Below are 16790 nucleotides of genomic sequence, written 5' to 3'. Positions count from 1 at the left end.
TCTCCAGAACTGCCGTCAACTTCATGATCGACCGGGGAGCGGCGACCGGCGACCGGGGACCGGGGACCGGCGAGCGGGGAACGGTGGGAAGGGGGGAGCCCGGTCCGCCGAAGGGGCGGGCCGGGCTCCGGGTGGGGCTCGTGAGCAGGCTGGCTGAGGTCAGCCGGCGTGCTTGCGGCGGGCGGCCATCCGGCCGCGCTGGGTCTGGTCCAGCACCACCTTGCGGATGCGCACCGCGGCCGGGGTGACCTCGACGCACTCGTCCTCGCGGCAGAACTCCAGCGCCTGCTCCAGGGACAGCTTGCGCGGCGGGATCAGCTTCTCGGTCTCGTCGGCGGTCGACGAGCGCATGTTGGTGAGCTTCTTCTCCTTGGTGATGTTGACGTCCATGTCGTCGGAGCGGGAGTTCTCACCGACGATCATGCCCTCGTACACCTCGGTGCCCGGCTCGACGAAGAGCTGGCCGCGCTCCTGGAGGTTGGTCATCGCGAACGCGGTGACCGAACCGGCGCGGTCGGCGACCAGCGAGCCGTTGTTGCGGGTGCGCAGCTCGCCGAACCACGGCTCGTACGACTCGAAGACGTGGTGCAGGATGCCGGTGCCGCGGGTCTCGGTGAGGAATTCGGTCCGGAACCCGATCAGGCCGCGCGCCGGGACCAGCCACTCCATCCGGATCCAGCCGGTGCCGTGGTTGACCAGCTGCTCCATCCGGCCCTTGCGGGTGGCCAGCAGCTGGGTGATGGCGCCGAGGTACTCCTCCGGGGCGTCGATGGTCAGCCGCTCGACCGGCTCGCAGGTCTTGCCGTCGATCTCCTTGGTGACGACCTGCGGCTTGCCGACGGTCAGCTCGTAGGACTCGCGGCGCATCTGCTCGACCAGGATCGCCAGGGCCAGCTCGCCACGGCCCTGCACCTCCCAGGCGTCCGGCCGCTCGGTGGGCAGCACCCGCAGCGAGACGTTGCCGATCAGCTCCTTGTCGAGCCGGTCCTTGACCATCCGGGCGGTGACCTTGGCGCCCTTGACCCGGCCGACGAGCGGCGAGGTGTTGGTGCCGATGGTCATCGAGATGGCCGGCTCGTCCACGGTGATCAGCGGCAGCGGCACCGGGTTCTCGGCGTCGGCGAGCGTCTCACCGATCATGATCTCCGGGATGCCGGCTACGGCGATGATGTCGCCCGGCCCGGCGGAGTCGGCCGGCTTGCGCTCCAGGCCCTCGGTCATCAGCAGCTCGGAGATGCGTACCCGCTGGGTGCTGCCGTCGGTGCGGCACCAGGCCACGGTCTGGCCCTTGCTGATGGTGCCCTGGCGAACCCGGCACAGCGCGAGCCGGCCCAGGAACGGCGAGGCGTCGAGGTTGGTGACGTGGGCCTGCAGCGGCGCGTCCTCGTCGTACGCGGGCGCGGGGATGGTGTCCAGCAGCGTGCGGAACAGCGGCTCCAGGTTGCTGCTGTCGTCCGGGACGGCGCCGTCGGCGGGCTGGGTCAGCGAGGCGATGCCGTCGCGGGCGCAGGCGTAGACGATCGGGAAGTCGATCTGCTCCTCGTCGGCGTCCAGGTCGAGGAACAGCTCGTACGTGTCGTCCACGACCTCCTTGATCCGGGCGTCCGGACGGTCCACCTTGTTGATCACCAGGATGATCGGCAGCCGGGCGCGCAGCGCCTTGCGGAGCACGAACCGGGTCTGCGGCAGGGGGCCTTCGCTGGCGTCGACGAGCAGCACCACACCGTCGACCATGGTCAGGCCGCGCTCGACCTCGCCGCCGAAGTCGGCGTGACCGGGGGTGTCGATGATGTTGATGGTGACGGGCTCCGAGCCGTCCGCCGGCATGTACCGCACGCCGGTGTTCTTGGCGAGGATGGTGATGCCCTTCTCGCGCTCGAGGTCCATCGAGTCCATGACCCGCTCGGTGGTCTCACCACGGGCGCCGTAGGCGCCGGCCTGCCGCAACATGGCGTCGACCAGGGTCGTCTTGCCGTGGTCGACGTGGGCGATGATGGCGACGTTGCGGAGGTCGGTGCGTAGCTGCATACCCTCCATACTCCTGTCTGCGGTTGCCGGGGCACGCCTCGGGGTCACCCCGAGACAACCCGGATCTGCGTCGAAAGTGCTGTGCCGACCGTTCCAGCGACTGGCATGCTGACACCCGTGCGGGGTGCCCGATGCCTGACCTGCTGAGCTGGCTGCAGGAGCTGCCGCCCCTGCTGATCTACGTGGCCGCCGCGGCGATCGTCGCGGCGGAGACCGCGGTGATCGTCGGGCTGCTGATGCCCGGCGAGGCGACCCTGCTTCTGGTCGGCTTCCTAGCGTACGCGGGGACGCTGCGCCTCGCGCCCGTGCTGGTGGCGATGACCGCCGCCGCCGTGATCGGAGACACACTCGCGTGGCGGGCCGGCCGCCGCTACGGCCCCCGTCTGCGTGCCTCCGGGGTGGGTGCCCGGATCGGCGCGCACCGGTGGCGGCGGGCCGACTCGCTGCTGGAGCGCCTCGGCGGCCGGGGTGTGCTCGCGGCCCGCTGGATCGCGTTCGCCCGCACGCTGGCGCCCCGGCTCGCCGGGTCGGCCGGGATGCCGTACCGGCGGTTCGCGCCGTGGAACCTGGCCGGGGTGGCGAGCTGGGTCGGCGCCTCGGTGCTCGCCGGCTACCTCGCCGGTGAGTCGTACGAGCGGGTGTCGAAGCTGCTCGGCCGGGCCACCGGCGCGGTGCTGGTCCTGCTGCTGTGCCTGCTCGCCGTGGTGCTGGCCGGCCGCTGGCTGGGCCGCAACCCGGACCCGGTACGCGCGCTGGCCGCACGGGCCGCCGCGTTGCCGCCGCTGCGCTGGCTGCGGGCCCGGTACGGGGTGCTGTTCTTCCTGGTCGCCATGCGGGTCGGCCCGGCCTGGACGCTGCTGTTCAACCTGGCGCTGGGGCTGGCGCTGCTGTTCGTCGCCGGGCTGGCCGTGGCGGTCCTGCTGGAGGCGGTGGTCGCGCAGAGCGGGCTGTACGTCCTCGACGGGCTGGTCGCCGACTGGTTCGCCGCCCGGCGTACCCCCGGGGTGGACGACACGGCGCTGCTGGCGGTGTCGGTGTTGCGCGGCTGGGTGCTGATCGCCGCGGTGGCGGTGGTGGCCGCCGTGGTCGCCCGGCGCGGCCGGGCCTGGCGGGCGGACCCGCTCGGGGTGCTGGGGACCGTCGGGGCGGCCGTGCCGCTGGTGTTGCTCGTCGTCGTCGCGGACCTGACCGGCCCGGGCGGCCCGGACCGCCCCGGTGACCTGTTCCCGACGCAGAACGCGGTGGTGACCGCGAGCTTCGGCACGCTCGCCTGGCTGCTGTCGCGCGGCGCCCGCTGGCCGGTGGGCGCGGCGGTCTGGACGGTCGCGTCGGCGGGCGTGGTGACTGTCACCGGCGCGCGGCTCTACCTGGGCTTCAGCACGGCGAGCGGCACCGTCACCGCGGTCCTGCTGGGCGTCGCCTGGACCACCGTGTTCGTGGTGGCGTGGGCGACCCGGGACCGCCTGGCCGACCGGGACGAGCGACCGGCCGGCGCGGTGGCGGGGGAGTCGCCGCCCCGGCCCCGGCGGCGCCGGTCCGCGTTCCGGGTACCCCCCGGACCTGTCGATCCTTGCTAGGGTGCGCCGACGGGGGACTACGGGGAGGTCCGATGCGGCGAGGACTCGGCCGGTGGGCCGTGACAGTGGTGGCACTGGTCGCGGCGGCCACGCTCACGGCGTGCGGCGAGGAGGAACGGCCGGTCCGGGAGGTCGCTGCGGACCTGCCCACTGCGGCCCCGGCGGACCAGCCGCAGGAGGCGCCCGCCGACGCGCCGAGCGAGGAGCCACCGGCGGTCGCGGCGATGGGCGGACGGCCCAGCCCGAGCGCGTCGGCGAAACCGAAGCCGCGGGCGAAGCCGTCCCGCACGTCGACGGCGCCGCTGGCCCGGCCGAAGCCGCCGACCGAGACCCAGGTGCCACCGGCGCCGCCGAAGCCGGCCGACGACGGCTGCAAGCCGAGCTACCGGGGCACCAAGGCCAGCCAGAGCCAGGTGAAGGCGGCGCTCGCCGACGCCGCGGCGCGGACCTACTGGCCGACCTCGGCGCCGGACATCCGCATCCCGTCGGCGCTGCTGAAGGCCACCGCCTGGCAGGAGAGCGGGTGGCAGTCCAACATCATCGCCTGTGACGGCGGGGTCGGGCTGATGCAGGTCATGCCGGCCACGGCGGAGTGGATGAACCAGCGGTTCGGCCAGTCGTACGACATCGACGCCTACCGGGACAACGCCTACCTGGGCGGCACCTACCTGGCCTGGCTGACCAAGTACATCGGCGACATGTACTTCGAGTCCGACTACCGGCTCGACGCCTCGCTGTGCACCAGCGAGCTGAACTCCTGCCTGCTCAACGCCGTGATCGCGGCCTACAACTACGGGCACGGCGCGGTGGCGCGGGAGGATCAGCCGCTGACCATCCCCAACCCGCAGTACGTGCGCAACGTGCGGGCGCTGATGACCGAGTGCGAGTGCCTGAGCTTCTGAGCGAACCGACGAACGGGCGACCGGACGAACGGGCGGGGGCCGGCGTACGCGCCGGCCCCCGCCCGTCCGGTCAGTCCCGCGCGGCGACCGGCTCGGCCGGCGTCGTGGCGGGCGCGTCGGCGTCCCGCTTGATCCGTCCCGGCCACCAGAACCGGTCACCGAGCAGGAACGCCAGCGCCGGCACCAGCACCGTCCGGACCAGCAGCGTGTCCAGCAGCACACCGATGCAGACGATGATGCCGATCTGGGTGAGCGTGATCAGCGGCAGCACGCCGAGCACCGCGAACACCGCGGCCAGCAGGATGCCGGCGCTGGTGATCACGCCGCCGGTGACCCGCAGCGCCGACAGCATCCCGTCGCGGGTGCCGGTGCGCCGGGCGTCCTCCCGGGCCCGGGTGACCAGGAAGATGTTGTAGTCGACGCCGAGCGCCACCAGGAACACGAACGCGAGCAGCAGCACCCCGCTGTCCAGCGCCGGGAAGTCCAGCACGTGGTCGAAGAGCAGCCAGGCCGCGCCGAGGCTGGCGAAGAACGAGGCGATGACTGTCAGCACCAGCAGCAGCGGCGCCAGGAGCCCGCGCAGCAGCAGCACCAGCACCGCGCCGACCAGCAGCAGGATCAGCGGCAGGATCAGCTTGAGGTCCTTGGTGTTCGCCTCGTTCGAGTCGTACGTCGCGGCGACCGAACCACCGACCAGGGCACCGCCGGGGGCGTCCGCTCCGTCCACGGCGGGCGGTGCCGAGTCCGGTACGGCGGCCACGGCGTCGCGCAGCGCCACCACGGCCCGGTCGGAGGCGGCGCTGCCCGGCTCGGCGGTGAGCACCACGTCGATCTGGGCGACCCGGTCCCCGGCGGCGCCGGGCCGGGCCGAGGCGACCCCGTCGACGCCGCCCGCCGCGGCCAGGACGGCCTGAGCGGCCTGCGGGGTGGTGAGCACCGCGACCGGCTGGGTGCTGCCGGCCGGGAACGCCCGGGCGAGCGTCTCGGCTCCGGCGACCGCCTCGGGCTTCTCGCTGAACTGCTCGGTCTCGGACAGCCCGGTGCGGATGCCCAGGCCGCCGAGGGCGAGGCCGGCGAGCAGCAGGACGGCGAGCGCGGCGACCGGCAGCGGCCGGCGGACCACCATCTCGCCGAGACGGCCCCAGATCCGGCCCTCGCGGGCGGCGCTGCCGACGCGGGGGACGAACGGCCAGAACAGGCCCCGGCCGAACAGCAGCAGGGCGGCGGGGAGCACGAACAGGGCGGAGAGCATGGCGAGGATCACACCGGTGGCGCAGGCCAGGGCGAGCGCCCGGTTGGTCTCCTGCTCGGACAGCAGCAGCGTGAGCACGCCGAGGACGACGGTGCTGCCACTGGCCAGGATCGGCTCGGCGGTGCGGCGCAGCGCCGAGCGCATGGCGGCGAACCGGTCCTCCTCGCGGCGCAGCTCCTCCCGGTAGCGGGCGATGAGCAGCAGCGCGTAGTTGGTGGCGGCACCGAACACCAGCACACTGGCGATGCCCGTGACCTGCCCGCTGGGCAGGTAGATGCCGAAGGCCGGGACGAGGGACTCCACCACGCGCAGCGTGATCTGCTCGGTTGCGCCGACGACCAGCAGAGGCACCAGCCACAGGAACGGGCTGCGGTAGGTGACGAGCAGCAGCACCGCCACCACGGCGGCGGTGACCAGCAGCAGCGTGGTGTCCGCGCCCTGGAACACCTTGCCCAGGTCCGCGGTGAACGCCGGGCCGCCGGTGACCTCGACGGTCAGCTCGCCGGGCAGGTCACCGACCGCCTCGCGGAGCTTCTCCACCTCGTCGACCACCGCCGACGGGCCGCCCTCGGTGGACAGCGGCACCGCGACCAGCGCCACAGTGCCGTCCGGGGAGACCTGGGCGGGGGAGACCCGCCCGCCGGCGGCGAGCGAGTTCAACTCGCCGCCGAGGCCGTCGAGCACGCTGCGGTCGGCCCCGCTCAGCGGAGCCCGGTCGGCGCGGCTGACCACCACCAGGGCGGTCTGGGCGTCCTTGGAGGGCAACTGCTCCTGGAGCCGCTCGACCTGTGTCGACTGCCACTCCACGGACAGGCCGGTGTCGGAGACGGGCGCCGGATTGTCCGGCTTCGGAAGCCCGAAGGCGACCACGCCGACGACGAGTGCGGCGGCCAGCGTGAGCCAGGCGGCCAGCCGGCCCCGGACGACGCGGGTGAACAGAGACATCTGATGCCCTCACATATTGGTCGCGGGGGATTCTCTCTAAACGAGTATCTTGATGAGCGAGATTATCCGGGGTGGTTCTATGCTGCAACCGGAACTGTTCGACAGGGGGGGTGGCGGCAAGCGGTGGCGGCGCACAGGATGTACCGGCGACGCGACGACCCGCGCGGTCGCATGGTCGCCGACATCACAAACGACCTGCGCCGCTACTCGGTCGACGCGCAGCACATCGGGCACGCGTTCGCCGGGCTGCACGGGCTCAACGCCACCGACCTGTACGCCCTGATCGCGGTCATGGAGGCCGAGCTGGTGGGCGACCCGATCACCCCCGGCCGTCTCGGCGAGGCGCTCAACCTCTCCTCCGGCTCCGTGACCGCGCTCGTCGACCGGCTGGAGCGCGGCGGCCACATCCGGCGCGACCGGGACACCGCCGACCGCCGCAAGATCCTCCTGCACTACGCCGACCGGGGCGCCACGCTGGCGCAGAGCTTCTTCGGGCCGCTCGGCCGCCGTACCGACGAGGTGATGGAACGCTTCAGCGACGACGAGCTGGCCGTGGTGCACCGGTTCATGGCCGAGATGGTGCACTCCATGCGTACCCACCGGGACGAGATCCGCGCCGCGCCCCGCCGTGGCGCCGGGTCCGGAGACGCCTGATCGTGCGGCTCGCCACCCGGGCGGCCACCGCGGCGCTGCGACTGCCCGCCGCCCGCACCGGGCGGGTCACCGTCACCCGGGACATCCCGGTCCGGGTACGCGACGGAGTGACGCTGCGCACCGACCACTACGCGCCCGGCCTGCCCGCCGCGCCGTGCGTGCTGATCCGCACCCCGTACGGGCGCGGCGGACCGGTCCGGCTGCTGGGCCGCCTGATCGCCGAGCGGGGTTTCCACGTGGTGATCCAGTCGTGCCGCGGCACGTTCGGCTCCGGCGGCGAGTTCGCGCCGCTGGTGCACGAGCGCGACGACGGTCTCGACACGCTCGACTGGCTGCGCCGCCAGCGGTGGTGGACCGGCGCGTTCGGCATGTTCGGCGCCAGCTACCAGGGCTTCGTGCAGTGGGCGCTCGCCGCCGAGGCGGGCGACGAGCTGCGCGCGATGGTCGCCGTGGTGACCGCTTCGGGCACCCGCGACTCGACGTACGCGGGGGAGTCGTTCGCCCTCGACACGGTGCTCACGTGGGCCGAGCTGCTCCAGGCGCAGACCGTGCCCTGGCTGGCCCGGCAGTGGGAACTCAAGCGCGGCCAGCCCCGCCTCGCCCGGGCCCTGGCGCATCTGCCGCTGGCCGAGGCCGACCGGGTCGCCACCGGCGTCACGGTGCCGTTCTTCCAGGAGTGGCTGCGCCACCACACGCCCGGCGCCGACTACTGGCGTACCCGGGTCTTCGGCGACCGGATCACCGAGGTCCGCGCCCCGGTGGCGATGGTCAGCGGCTGGCAGGACATCTTCCTGCCGGCCCAGCTCGACGACTACGCCCGCCTGCGGGCCGCCGGGACGCGTACCCGCCTGGTCGTCGGGCCGTGGACGCACGGCAGCCCGGGGCTGCTCCTGGCGTCGCTGCGGGAGGGCCTGGACTGGCTCGACACCCACCTGGCCGGGCGGCCCGGGCCGGACCGCGCGCCGGTGCGGGTGCACGTCGGCGGCGACGGCGGCGGCTGGCGCGACCTGCCGGACTGGCCGCCACCGGCCACCCCCGCGCGATGGCATCTGCGATCCGCCGGCGGGCTGGCCCCGGAACCGCAGGAGCACGGCGCACCGGACCGGATCTGGTACGACCCGGCCGACCCCACCCCGTCGCTCGGCGGCCCGCTGCTGGTGGCCCAGCGGGCCGGCGCGGTGGACAACCGGCCGGTCGAGGCGCGCCCGGACGTGCTGACCTACACCACTGAGCGGTTGCGTGAGCCGGTCGAGGTGGCCGGGCCGGTACGCGCCGAGATCCACCTGCGCAGCGAACTGTCGTACCTGGACGTGTTCGTGCGTCTGTGCGACGTGGACCGGCGCGGGCGCTCGTGGAACGTCTGCGACGGCCTGGTCCGCGTCGAGCCAGGCCGGTTCCCGCGCGATCCGTCCGGCGTGGTCACCGTGCCGGTCACGCTCTGGCCCACGGCGTACCGATTCGCGCCCGGGCACCGGCTGCGCGTGCAGGTCTCCGGCGGCGCTCACCCGCGATACGCGCGCAATCCCGGCACCGGTGAGCCGCTCGGCACCGCCGTGACCCTCCGTGCTGGATGGCGGGAGATCCTCCACGATCGCGAGCATCCCTCGGCACTGGTGCTGCCGCTCGTTCCGGCACCGTCCACAGCGGGCTGATAGTTCAAAAAACCGCTTCTGAGCTGGGCACTTCTGCCTAACCGTGGTTAAGCTCGGAGCAAGTGCCCGGTGCCGTGCAGTTATCCGGCGGGGCGCGTCCGCGGATCGCATGTCATCACGCGGTGTGATTTTCGTGCCCTCGCCGGTCATCGATCGGAAGGGGATCTGTCATGACGTCGGCCCCGGCGAACCTGCTGGCCGTCCGGAATCTCTTACTCACCTACCTCAACGTCGACAAGAACGCCGTACGCGCCGACGACCTGGAGCCGGCGGAGGTCGGCATCGTCGGAGACGTCAACCACCGCGGCGGCTACCACTGCGGCTCCGACCGGGTCGTCACGAACGACTACTCGGTGGTGGAGTCCAACCGGGACCGGTCGGGGCTCACGCTGTACGCGTCGGCGCTGGACGTCGGCACGTTCTCCGTCCGCTCCGGTGGCGGCACGCACAATCTGCGGACGTTCTCCACCTGGATGGTGGCGCAGTGCGTGGCGAACGCCGCGGACACCCGGGACATCCGGGAGGTCATCTACTCGCCGGACGGGCGGACCGTACGCCGCTGGGACCGGCTGGGACGGCGCACCGGCGGCGACAGCAGCCACCTGTTCCACACCCACTTCAGCTTCTTCCGCGACTCCACGAAGGCGGGCCGGGACCAGACCCCGCTGTTCCGCCGCTATCTGACCGCGATCGGGATGATCGCCATCGCGAAACCGGAGGACGACATGGAACAGACCGACAAGCTCATCCGCGACACCGGCGCCAAGAACCGTACCGTCGGCGACGTCCTGGCCGACCTGCAGAACCTGCGCAACTGGCTCATCTCGCCGGCAAACACCACCGGGCTGGTCAATCCGCCGATGGCGAACTCGCCGTTGCAGCAGATGCTGGCGATGCTGCGCGCCTGGCCGGCGCTGGTGGCGCAGGTGAACGAACTGTCCGGCAAGGACTTCACCGACGAGGAGCAGATCGTCTCCGGGGTGCTGGCCGGGCTGCCGCCGGAGAAGATCGCCGAGGCCATCCCGCCGCAGATCGCCCGGGACGTCGCCGACGAACTGTCCCGGCGGCTGACCGCCTGACCGCCCGGCGCCGCGACCGTCGCGTCGCGGCGCCGCGGTCCGGGCAATTCGGCAAGAGCTGTTGCGCAACAGCTCTTGCGAATGCCAGACTCGCCGCATGGAACCCACCGTCCGGCAGGTCACCGACTCGCGGGTGCTCGCCGCGCTCGCCCACCCCCTGCGCCGCCGGCTCATGGACGTCCTCAAGGTGTACGGCCCGTGCACCGTCGGCATGCTCGCCGAGCACACCGGCCAGGCGCCCGCGAACGTCAGCCACCACCTCAAGGTGCTCGCCGCCGCCGACCTGCTGGTCGAGGCGCCCGAGCTGGCCCGCGACCGCCGGGAACGCTGGTGGCGGCTGCGCGACCGCGGGGTGCGCTGGTCCAACAGCGACTTCGACGACGACCCGGCGGCCCGGCTGGTGGCCGACGCGGCCAGCTCGCTCAACCTGGAGCGGCACGCCGAGCTGGTCCGCGCCTGGCACGCCGCCTCCGACGAGGCCCACGCCGCGTGGGGCGAGGGGCCGTTCAGCACCGACAAGTGGCTGCACCTGACCCCCGACGAGCTGGCCGAACTCAGCCGCGAGGTGATCGCGCTGTTCGTCAGGTGGGCCGACCGGCCGGTGCCCGAGGACGGGCAGCGCCGCGAGCCGGTCTTCGTGTTCGCCCACGGCGTGCCGGGCCGGCCGTGACCGCTCCCGCGCGCACCTCCGGGCCGGTCGAGGTGCCGCCCGCCCGGCTGTCCCGGCACCGCGACTTCCGGCTGCTCTGGACCGGTCACACGGTCAGCGCCGTGGGCAGCAACATGACCGCTGTGGCGCTGCCGCTGGTCGCGGTCGCGGTGCTCGACGCGACCACGTTCCAGGTGGCGGTGCTCACCGCCGCGGCCTGGCTGCCGTGGCTGCTCGCCGGCCTGCCGGTCGGGGCGTGGGTCGACCGGGTCCGCCGCCGGCCCGTGATGATCGCCGCCGACCTCGCCGCCGCGGCGCTGTTCGCGAGCGTGCCGGTGGCCGCCCTGGCCGGGCTGCTCACCGTCGGGCACCTGCTGATCGTGGCGCTCGGCGCCGGCCTGGCCCGGGTCTTCTTCGAGACCGCCGACCAGGTCTACCTGCCCACGCTGCTGCGTCCCGAGCAGGTGCCCGAGGCCAACGCGCGGCTGCACGCCACCCAGACGGCAAGCTACCTGGTCGGGCCGGGACTGGCCGGTCTGGTCGCCCAGCTTGTCGGCGCGGTGACCGCGGTGGCGCTGGACGCGTTCAGCTTCCTGCTGTCCGCGCTGTGCCTGCGTCGCATCCGTGCCTCCGAACCCCGCCCGCACCGTCCGGCCGGGTCGACGTCGCTGCGCCGCGAGGTCGCCGCCGGGCTGCGGTTCGTCGTCCGCGACCCGTACCTGCGGGTTCTGACGGTCTTCGGGGCGGCGAGCAACATCGGCCTCACCGGCTACCAGGCGGTGCTCGTGGTGTTCCTGGTCCGCTCGGCCGACCTTCCGGCGGGCCTCGTCGGCCTCCTGATCGGACTCGCCAGCCTCGGGGGCGTGATCGGCGCCGCGCTCGCCGCGCGCCTGTCCCGCCGGCTCGGCAGCGCCCGTACGCTGCTGGTCGCCGGCGTCCTGACCGGCCCGCCCGCGCTGCTCATCCCGCTCGCCGGACCCGGCGCGCGCACCGGCTGGCTGGTGCTCGGCGGGGTGCTGGTGAGCCTCGGCGTCGCCGTCGGCAACGTGGTGAAGGGCAGCTTCCGGCAGACGTACACGCCGCACCGGCTGCTCGGCCGGGTGACGGTGAGCATGCATCTGCTCAACTACGGCACCATTCCGCTGGCCGCTCTGCTCGCCGGGGCGCTGGGCGCGGTCTGGGGGCCGGGCGGCGCGATCCGGGCGATGACCGCCTGGCTGGCGCTGACCCCGCTGATCCTGCTGGCCGGGCCACTACGGAAACGGCGCGACCTGCCGGCCGCGCCGTCCTGAGGATGCACTGCGGCGGCGGTCGGATCCCGACCGCCGCCACCGGCACGCGTTACATCGGACGGACGTTGTCCGCCTGCGGGCCCTTCTGGCCCTGGGTCACCTCGAACTCGACCTTCTGGCCCTCGTTCAGCTCGCGGTAGCCACTGCTCTGGATGGCCGAGTAGTGGACGAACACGTCCGGGCCTCCGCCGTCCTGCTCGATGAAGCCGAAGCCCTTTTCCGAGTTGAACCACTTGACCGTGCCGGTTGCCATGCGTCTCTCCCTGTTCCAATGCGGGCGAGCATCGGCTCCGCGGCCGGTGATCGCCCTGTACCACCCCGACAGTAACCGTCCGGACCGGAATCCGCTGCCGGAAGCGCGCGGCGCGCCCGTGAATACGTGCGGGACCGGAAAAAGACCCCGCCGCCGGGCGGCGCGCGGCATGCTTGCCCCGATGAGCAGGCAGACGGCTCTGGCCGACCTGGAGCAGGAGATCGCGGCGCCCGGCGCGGGGCCGGACCGCCTGCGCCTGGTCGGTACGCCGTTCGTGCCGGAGGTGCGTCTGCACCTGGCCGAGGACGCCATCCTGTGGTGGGCCCGGATGGAGGCCGCCGCCGGGCGGTCGCTGCCGCCGCCGTACTGGGCGTCGGTGTGGGCCGGTGGGCAGGCGCTCGCCCGGCACCTGCTGGACCACCCGGAGCTGGCCGCCGGGCGACGGGTGCTCGACCTGGGCGCCGGATCGGGGCTGGTCGCCATCGCCGCCGCGCTCGCCGGCGCCGACGAGGTGGTCGCCAACGACATCGACCCGTACGCGGTGGCGGCGGTCACCGTCAACGCGCGGGCCAACCGGGTCCGGGTGACGGCCGACGGCGCCGACCTGCTCGACGGGGTGGCGGGCGCCGACCTGCTGGTGGCAGGGGACGCGCTCTACGACGCGGGCCTGGCCGCCCGGGTCCTGCCGTACCTGCGGCGCTGCGCCGCACACGGCGTACAGGTGCTGGTCGGCGACCCGGACCGGGGCCACCTGCCGCCGGACGGGCTGGAACTGGTGGCCAGCTATCCGGTGCCGACCACGGAACCCTACGTCGACTCCCCGGTACGCCGGGTGCAGGTGCTCCGCCCCCGCTGACCCGCCTGACCCTAGGGGTCTCCCCGGCCGGGTGTCGGGGACCACTGGGGGATCATGCCCGATGTGCCGGCGTGCCCCCGCCGCATAGCGTGCAGCTCATGAACGAACTCGTGGCCGCCGCCGGTGAGCTGCCCACCACCCTGCTGATGGGGCTGCTCGGCGTGGTCATGCTCGCCGACGCCGTACCCCTGATCGGGGTGCTGGTGCCCGGCGACGCCGCGGTCCTCGCGGCGGTCGGCGCGGGTCGTCCGGCCGGTGGGGCGTTCACCGTCGCGGCGGTGGTCGCGGGCTGCCTGGCCGGCTGGTCGCTGAGCTTCTTCGCCGGCCGGCGCTGGGGCGGGCGGCTGCGGGACAGCCGGGTGGGCGGCTGGATCGGCGAGTCCCGCTGGGCCGCCGCCGAGACGCTGCTGCACCGCGGCGGCGGACGGATCGTGCTGGTGGCGCCGTTCCTGCCGGTGTTCAACGCGTTGCTGCCGCTGGCCGCGGGCGGGCTGCGGATGTCGTACCGGCGGTTCCTGGTCTGCGCGGCGGCCGGAGCCACCGCCTGGGCGGGGCTCTACGTGGCGCTGGGGCTCGCCGCACGGGCACTGACCGGCCTGCTGCCCGCGGCGCTGAACCCCACGGTGCTGACCATGGCGGTCGGGCTGCTGCTGGCCGGCCCGGTGCTGCTCGCCACCCGGCGGCGGCTGCGGGCGGTCACCGGCTGACCGCGCCCGGCCCGGCCGTCACGGGGGAGGCCGGACCGGGCGTGCTCACCAGCCGCGTGCGCGCCACTGCGGCACCGCGGGCCGCTCGGCGCCGATGGTGCTGTCCTTGCCGTGGCCCGGGTAGAACCAGGTGTCGTCCGGCAGCCGGTCGAAGAGCTTGGCCTCGACGTCGTCGATGAGCCGGCCGAAGCGCTCCGGGTCCTGGTCCGTGTTGCCCACGCCGCCCGGAAAAAGTGAGTCACCGGTGAAGAGGTGCGGGGGGCCGGCCGGGTCGCGGTAGAGCAGCGCGATCGAGCCCGGCGTGTGCCCGCGCAGGTGGATGACCTCCAGCGCGCAGTCGCCGACCGGCACCGTGTCGCCGTCGGCGAGCCGCTCGGCGGAGATGGGCAGACCCTCGGCGTCGTCGGCGTGGACCAGCGCGCGCGCCCCGGTCTTGGCCACCACCTCCTCCAGCGCGACCCAGTGGTCCATGTGCTGGTGGGTGGTCACCACGGCGGCCAGCCCGCCGTCGCCGGCCAGCTCCAGCAGGCGCGGCGCCTCGTTCGCGGCGTCGATGAGCACCTGCTCGCCGGTGGCGTTGCAGCGCAGCAGATAGGCGTTGTTGTCCATCGGGCCCACCGACAGCTTGGTGACGGTGAGCCGGTCGAGCTCGCGCACGGCCGGCGGACCGCCGGGCGTGACGTCTCCGGTGTAGGTCATGACGATGTTCAGATCCATTCCGGTGGGTTCGGCAGAGGACCGTCGGGTTCGACGGTGAGCAGCTCGCCCGCGCCCCGGCCGGTGAGCCAGGCGGCGAGTTCCGGCGCGGGGCCGGTGACCGTGGGCGCCCCCTCAGGGTCACCCACGACGAGTTCGGACGCCGCGCCGTCGAAACGCAGCACCATGGCCGGCGCGGCCGGGGTACCGGCCAGCCCGGTCACCACCTCGTGCAGCAGCCGCTGGGCGAACGCGTCCGGCCAGTCCGCGGGCCGGTAACCGGCCGCCAGGTCGACGTGGTGCACCTCGACCTCGCGCAGCCTGCCCCAGACCAGCATCGCCGCCGGCCAGGGGCCGCGCCGGGTCTGCACCGTGGCGCCCCACGCGTCGGCGGGCATCGCCGCGACCGCCGCGTCGAAGCGCTGGCCGCTGCGGCGCAGGTCGTCCAGCAGGTCGGCCGGGCCGCGCCCGGCGCCGGCGTCGATGTCGTCGGCGCGGGCCTGCGCCGAGGCGTACATCGGGATCTCCTCGCCGGTGCGCGCCGAGGTGAGCAGGTTGACGAACCCGTCGGCGTTGCGGGCCAGGTGGGTGAGCACGTGCGCGCGGGACCAGCCCGGCAGCAGGGAGGGCGCCGCGACGTCCGCGGCGGTCAGGCCGGACACGGTACGCAGCAGCCGGTCGTTCGCCTCGGCCAGCGGGCCGGTCAGCAGCAGGGGGTCGGCGGTCATCGCGTTCTCACCCGTCCGACCCTAGCGGGCCGGACCGGGCCGTGCCCGGGGGGAAATCGCTTTCGGCGCGTCGGCGGGACACCTACCGTCGGGGCCGACGACATCGGACCGGCGCCGCACGCGCCAGGCGTCCACGTCGTCGCGAACGCGGCACCGGGAGTCGGAGGGGAGGTGGTGTGCATGCCGGTCGCAGCGCGTGTGTTCCGCCGTATCTCCCCTCGACACCGATGAGGACACCATGACTCTCGATCTGACCGCCCTCGGCTGGGACGCCGGCTGGGCGGACCGTCTCGACCGGCGCGCCGGCCACCGTCCCGGGCGGGTCGCCCGGGTGGACCGGGGCGTCTGCACCGTGCTGTGCCCGCAAGGGCCGGTGCGGGCCAGCCTCGGCGGCGGCGTGCTGTCCGCCGCCGCCCGCGACCTGACCGCGCTGCCCTGCGCGGGTGACTGGGTGCTGCTGTCCACCTGGCCGGACGGCCCGGTCACGGTGGAGGTGGTGCTGCCGCGGCGTACCGCGCTGGTGCGGCGCACCGCGGGCAAGGACTCCAGCGGCCAGGTGCTGGCCGCCAACCTCGACGCCGCCGCGGTGGTCGAGCCGGTGCACCCGGAACCGGACGCCGCGCGGATCGAACGGCTGCTCTCCCTGGCGCACGAATCCGGGGCGGAGCCGCTCGTCGTGCTCACCAAGGCCGACCTGGCCGCCGACCCGGCGGCGGTGGCCCGGCAACTGGCCGACCTCGCGCCGGGGGTGCCGGTGCTGCCGGTCAGCGCCGAGCGGGGCACCGGCCTGGCGCCGCTGCGCCGGCACGTCGCCCCGGGCCGCACGCTCGGCCTGCTCGGCCCCTCCGGGGCCGGCAAGTCGAGCCTGGTCAACGCGCTGGCCGGGGCGGACGTGATGCGCACCCAGGCGATCCGCCGGGTCGACGGCAAGGGCCGGCACACCACCACCTGGCGGTCGCTGGTGCCGCTGCCGGGTGGGGGAGCGGTGCTGGACACCCCCGGGGTACGGGCGGTCGGCCTGCTCGACGGCGCGGCCGGGCTGGACCGGGCGTTCGCCGACATCACCGAGCTGGCCGCCGGCTGCCGGTACGCCGACTGTGCCCACGACGCCGAGCCGGGCTGCGCGGTGCGGGCCGCGCTGGACGACGGCGAGCTGCCGGTGCGCCGCTGGGAGAGCTGGCGGCGGCTGCAGCGGGAGATCGAGCACGAGGGCGGTCGCCGCGCGGCCCGGCTGGCGGCCGAACGGCGGGGAGGATGGCGGGCCGGTCGGCGACGCACCGGACGTCCGGCGACTCCGCCCGCTCCCGGGGCATTCTGAGCCGGCCCGGGTCGGTCGGGTGGACCTGCGTGGTTCGCGCCCGACCGGCCTGAGCTGGGGGAATGTTCGCGCGACGGAAGTTGTCATACGTCGGGGCTAGAGTTGCCGGGGCGTCTTCTCTGCGCCCCCGACAACCTGTGAAAACCACCCAGACCCGGCGTCTGGTGCACAGATCCGCCTCATATTCTTCTTCCGGGAGCAC

Annotated in this window: 15 protein-coding genes; 10 read left to right on the top strand and 5 right to left on the bottom strand. The window is 73.9% G+C overall.

The window, feature by feature from the left end:
• Window positions 1–159: 159 nt before the first annotated feature.
• The gene (typA, locus tag IRY44_RS28170) at window positions 160–2028 is read right to left on the bottom strand and encodes a translational GTPase TypA (RefSeq protein ID WP_194803196.1); all 1869 of its coding nucleotides are present in this window, start codon (window positions 2026–2028) and stop codon (window positions 160–162) included.
• A gap of 131 nt (window positions 2029–2159) precedes the next feature.
• Between typA and IRY44_RS28165 the strand changes: the two genes are divergently transcribed.
• Window positions 2160–3605, top strand: coding sequence for a DedA family protein (locus IRY44_RS28165; protein WP_194803195.1), 1446 nt, complete (start codon window positions 2160–2162; stop codon window positions 3603–3605).
• A gap of 32 nt (window positions 3606–3637) precedes the next feature.
• Window positions 3638–4507, top strand: coding sequence for a lytic transglycosylase domain-containing protein (locus IRY44_RS28160; RefSeq protein WP_194803194.1), 870 nt, complete (start codon window positions 3638–3640; stop codon window positions 4505–4507).
• A 70-nt stretch (window positions 4508–4577) separates the two neighbouring features.
• Here the strand turns inward: IRY44_RS28160 and IRY44_RS28155 are convergent, their stop codons facing one another.
• Window positions 4578–6704 (bottom strand): MMPL family transporter, encoded by a 2127-nt coding sequence (locus IRY44_RS28155; RefSeq protein ID WP_194803193.1) that lies wholly within the window; start codon window positions 6702–6704, stop codon window positions 4578–4580.
• A gap of 138 nt (window positions 6705–6842) precedes the next feature.
• On the opposite strand from IRY44_RS28155, the gene IRY44_RS28150 reads away from it, so the two are divergent.
• The 5 genes from IRY44_RS28150 (at window position 6843) to IRY44_RS28130 (ending at window position 12030) form a co-directional block, all read left to right on the top strand.
• The gene (locus IRY44_RS28150; RefSeq protein ID WP_194803202.1) at window positions 6843–7358 is read left to right on the top strand and encodes a MarR family winged helix-turn-helix transcriptional regulator; all 516 of its coding nucleotides are present in this window, start codon (window positions 6843–6845) and stop codon (window positions 7356–7358) included.
• Window positions 7355–9010, top strand: coding sequence for a CocE/NonD family hydrolase (locus IRY44_RS28145; RefSeq protein WP_194803201.1), 1656 nt, complete (start codon window positions 7355–7357; stop codon window positions 9008–9010). Before IRY44_RS28150 ends, IRY44_RS28145 begins: the two co-directional genes overlap by 4 nt.
• Before the next feature lie 170 nt (window positions 9011–9180).
• Window positions 9181–10089: a hypothetical protein gene (locus tag IRY44_RS28140; RefSeq protein ID WP_194803192.1), complete on the top strand. Its 909-nt coding sequence runs from the start codon at window positions 9181–9183 to the stop codon at window positions 10087–10089.
• A 97-nt stretch (window positions 10090–10186) separates the two neighbouring features.
• Window positions 10187–10759 (top strand): helix-turn-helix transcriptional regulator, encoded by a 573-nt coding sequence (locus IRY44_RS28135; protein ID WP_194803191.1) that lies wholly within the window; start codon window positions 10187–10189, stop codon window positions 10757–10759.
• A complete protein-coding gene (locus IRY44_RS28130) occupies window positions 10756–12030 on the top strand; it encodes an MFS transporter (RefSeq protein WP_194803190.1) in 1275 nt (424 codons plus the stop codon). Before IRY44_RS28135 ends, IRY44_RS28130 begins: the two co-directional genes overlap by 4 nt.
• A 49-nt stretch (window positions 12031–12079) precedes the next feature.
• Here the strand turns inward: IRY44_RS28130 and IRY44_RS28125 are convergent, their stop codons facing one another.
• Window positions 12080–12283 carry a cold-shock protein gene (locus tag IRY44_RS28125; RefSeq protein WP_013287480.1) on the bottom strand — a complete coding sequence of 68 codons (204 nt, stop codon included), beginning with the start codon at window positions 12281–12283 and terminating at the stop codon, window positions 12080–12082.
• Between the two features lie 181 nt (window positions 12284–12464).
• On the opposite strand from IRY44_RS28125, the gene IRY44_RS28120 reads away from it, so the two are divergent.
• Window positions 12465–13139 (top strand): methyltransferase, encoded by a 675-nt coding sequence (locus tag IRY44_RS28120; RefSeq protein WP_194803189.1) that lies wholly within the window; start codon window positions 12465–12467, stop codon window positions 13137–13139.
• A gap of 98 nt (window positions 13140–13237) precedes the next feature.
• Entirely contained in the window at window positions 13238–13846 is a 609-nt protein-coding gene (locus tag IRY44_RS28115; protein WP_194803188.1) for a DedA family protein, read from the top strand.
• A gap of 45 nt (window positions 13847–13891) precedes the next feature.
• On the opposite strand, the gene IRY44_RS28110 is transcribed toward IRY44_RS28115, so the two are convergent.
• Together IRY44_RS28110 and IRY44_RS28105 are read right to left on the bottom strand one after the other, a co-directional pair.
• Complete coding sequence (locus IRY44_RS28110; RefSeq protein ID WP_194803187.1) at window positions 13892–14545, bottom strand: MBL fold metallo-hydrolase; 654 nt, start codon at window positions 14543–14545, stop codon at window positions 13892–13894.
• A gap of 8 nt (window positions 14546–14553) precedes the next feature.
• Entirely contained in the window at window positions 14554–15270 is a 717-nt protein-coding gene (locus IRY44_RS28105) for a maleylpyruvate isomerase family mycothiol-dependent enzyme (protein ID WP_194803186.1), read from the bottom strand.
• 238 nt (window positions 15271–15508) lie between these two features.
• Here IRY44_RS28105 and rsgA point away from each other — a divergent pair, with 238 nt between their 5' ends.
• Window positions 15509–16588, top strand: coding sequence for a ribosome small subunit-dependent GTPase A (rsgA, locus tag IRY44_RS28100; RefSeq protein WP_194803185.1), 1080 nt, complete (start codon window positions 15509–15511; stop codon window positions 16586–16588).
• Window positions 16589–16790: the final 202 nt, after the last annotated feature.

The organism is Micromonospora sp. ANENR4, from assembly GCF_015354395.1.
In the GTDB taxonomy this organism is placed as follows: Bacteria; Actinomycetota; Actinomycetes; order Mycobacteriales; family Micromonosporaceae; genus Micromonospora; species Micromonospora aurantiaca.
The sequence above is the reverse complement of the archived record's forward strand: the minus strand, read 5'-3'. Positions and strand labels throughout refer to the sequence as shown.

Excerpts from the sequence above, each read along its gene's own strand:
- IRY44_RS28155 (WP_194803193.1), bottom strand. The coding sequence starts at position 6,704 with ATGTCTCTGTTCACCCGCGTCGTCCGGGGCCGGCTGGCCGCCTGGCTC.
- IRY44_RS28135 (WP_194803191.1), top strand. The coding sequence starts at position 10,187 with ATGGAACCCACCGTCCGGCAGGTCACCGACTCGCGGGTGCTCGCCGCG.
- IRY44_RS28140 (WP_194803192.1), top strand. The coding sequence starts at position 9,181 with ATGACGTCGGCCCCGGCGAACCTGCTGGCCGTCCGGAATCTCTTACTC.
- IRY44_RS28115 (WP_194803188.1), top strand. The coding sequence starts at position 13,238 with ATGAACGAACTCGTGGCCGCCGCCGGTGAGCTGCCCACCACCCTGCTG.
- rsgA (WP_194803185.1), top strand. The coding sequence starts at position 15,509 with ATGACTCTCGATCTGACCGCCCTCGGCTGGGACGCCGGCTGGGCGGAC.
- typA (WP_194803196.1), bottom strand. The coding sequence starts at position 2,028 with ATGCAGCTACGCACCGACCTCCGCAACGTCGCCATCATCGCCCACGTC.
- IRY44_RS28120 (WP_194803189.1), top strand. The coding sequence starts at position 12,465 with ATGAGCAGGCAGACGGCTCTGGCCGACCTGGAGCAGGAGATCGCGGCG.
- IRY44_RS28125 (WP_013287480.1), bottom strand. The coding sequence starts at position 12,283 with ATGGCAACCGGCACGGTCAAGTGGTTCAACTCGGAAAAGGGCTTCGGC.
- IRY44_RS28105 (WP_194803186.1), bottom strand. The coding sequence starts at position 15,270 with ATGACCGCCGACCCCCTGCTGCTGACCGGCCCGCTGGCCGAGGCGAAC.
- IRY44_RS28110 (WP_194803187.1), bottom strand. The coding sequence starts at position 14,545 with ATGACCTACACCGGAGACGTCACGCCCGGCGGTCCGCCGGCCGTGCGC.
- IRY44_RS28150 (WP_194803202.1), top strand. The coding sequence starts at position 6,843 with ATGTACCGGCGACGCGACGACCCGCGCGGTCGCATGGTCGCCGACATC.
- IRY44_RS28165 (WP_194803195.1), top strand. The coding sequence starts at position 2,160 with ATGCCTGACCTGCTGAGCTGGCTGCAGGAGCTGCCGCCCCTGCTGATC.
- IRY44_RS28160 (WP_194803194.1), top strand. The coding sequence starts at position 3,638 with ATGCGGCGAGGACTCGGCCGGTGGGCCGTGACAGTGGTGGCACTGGTC.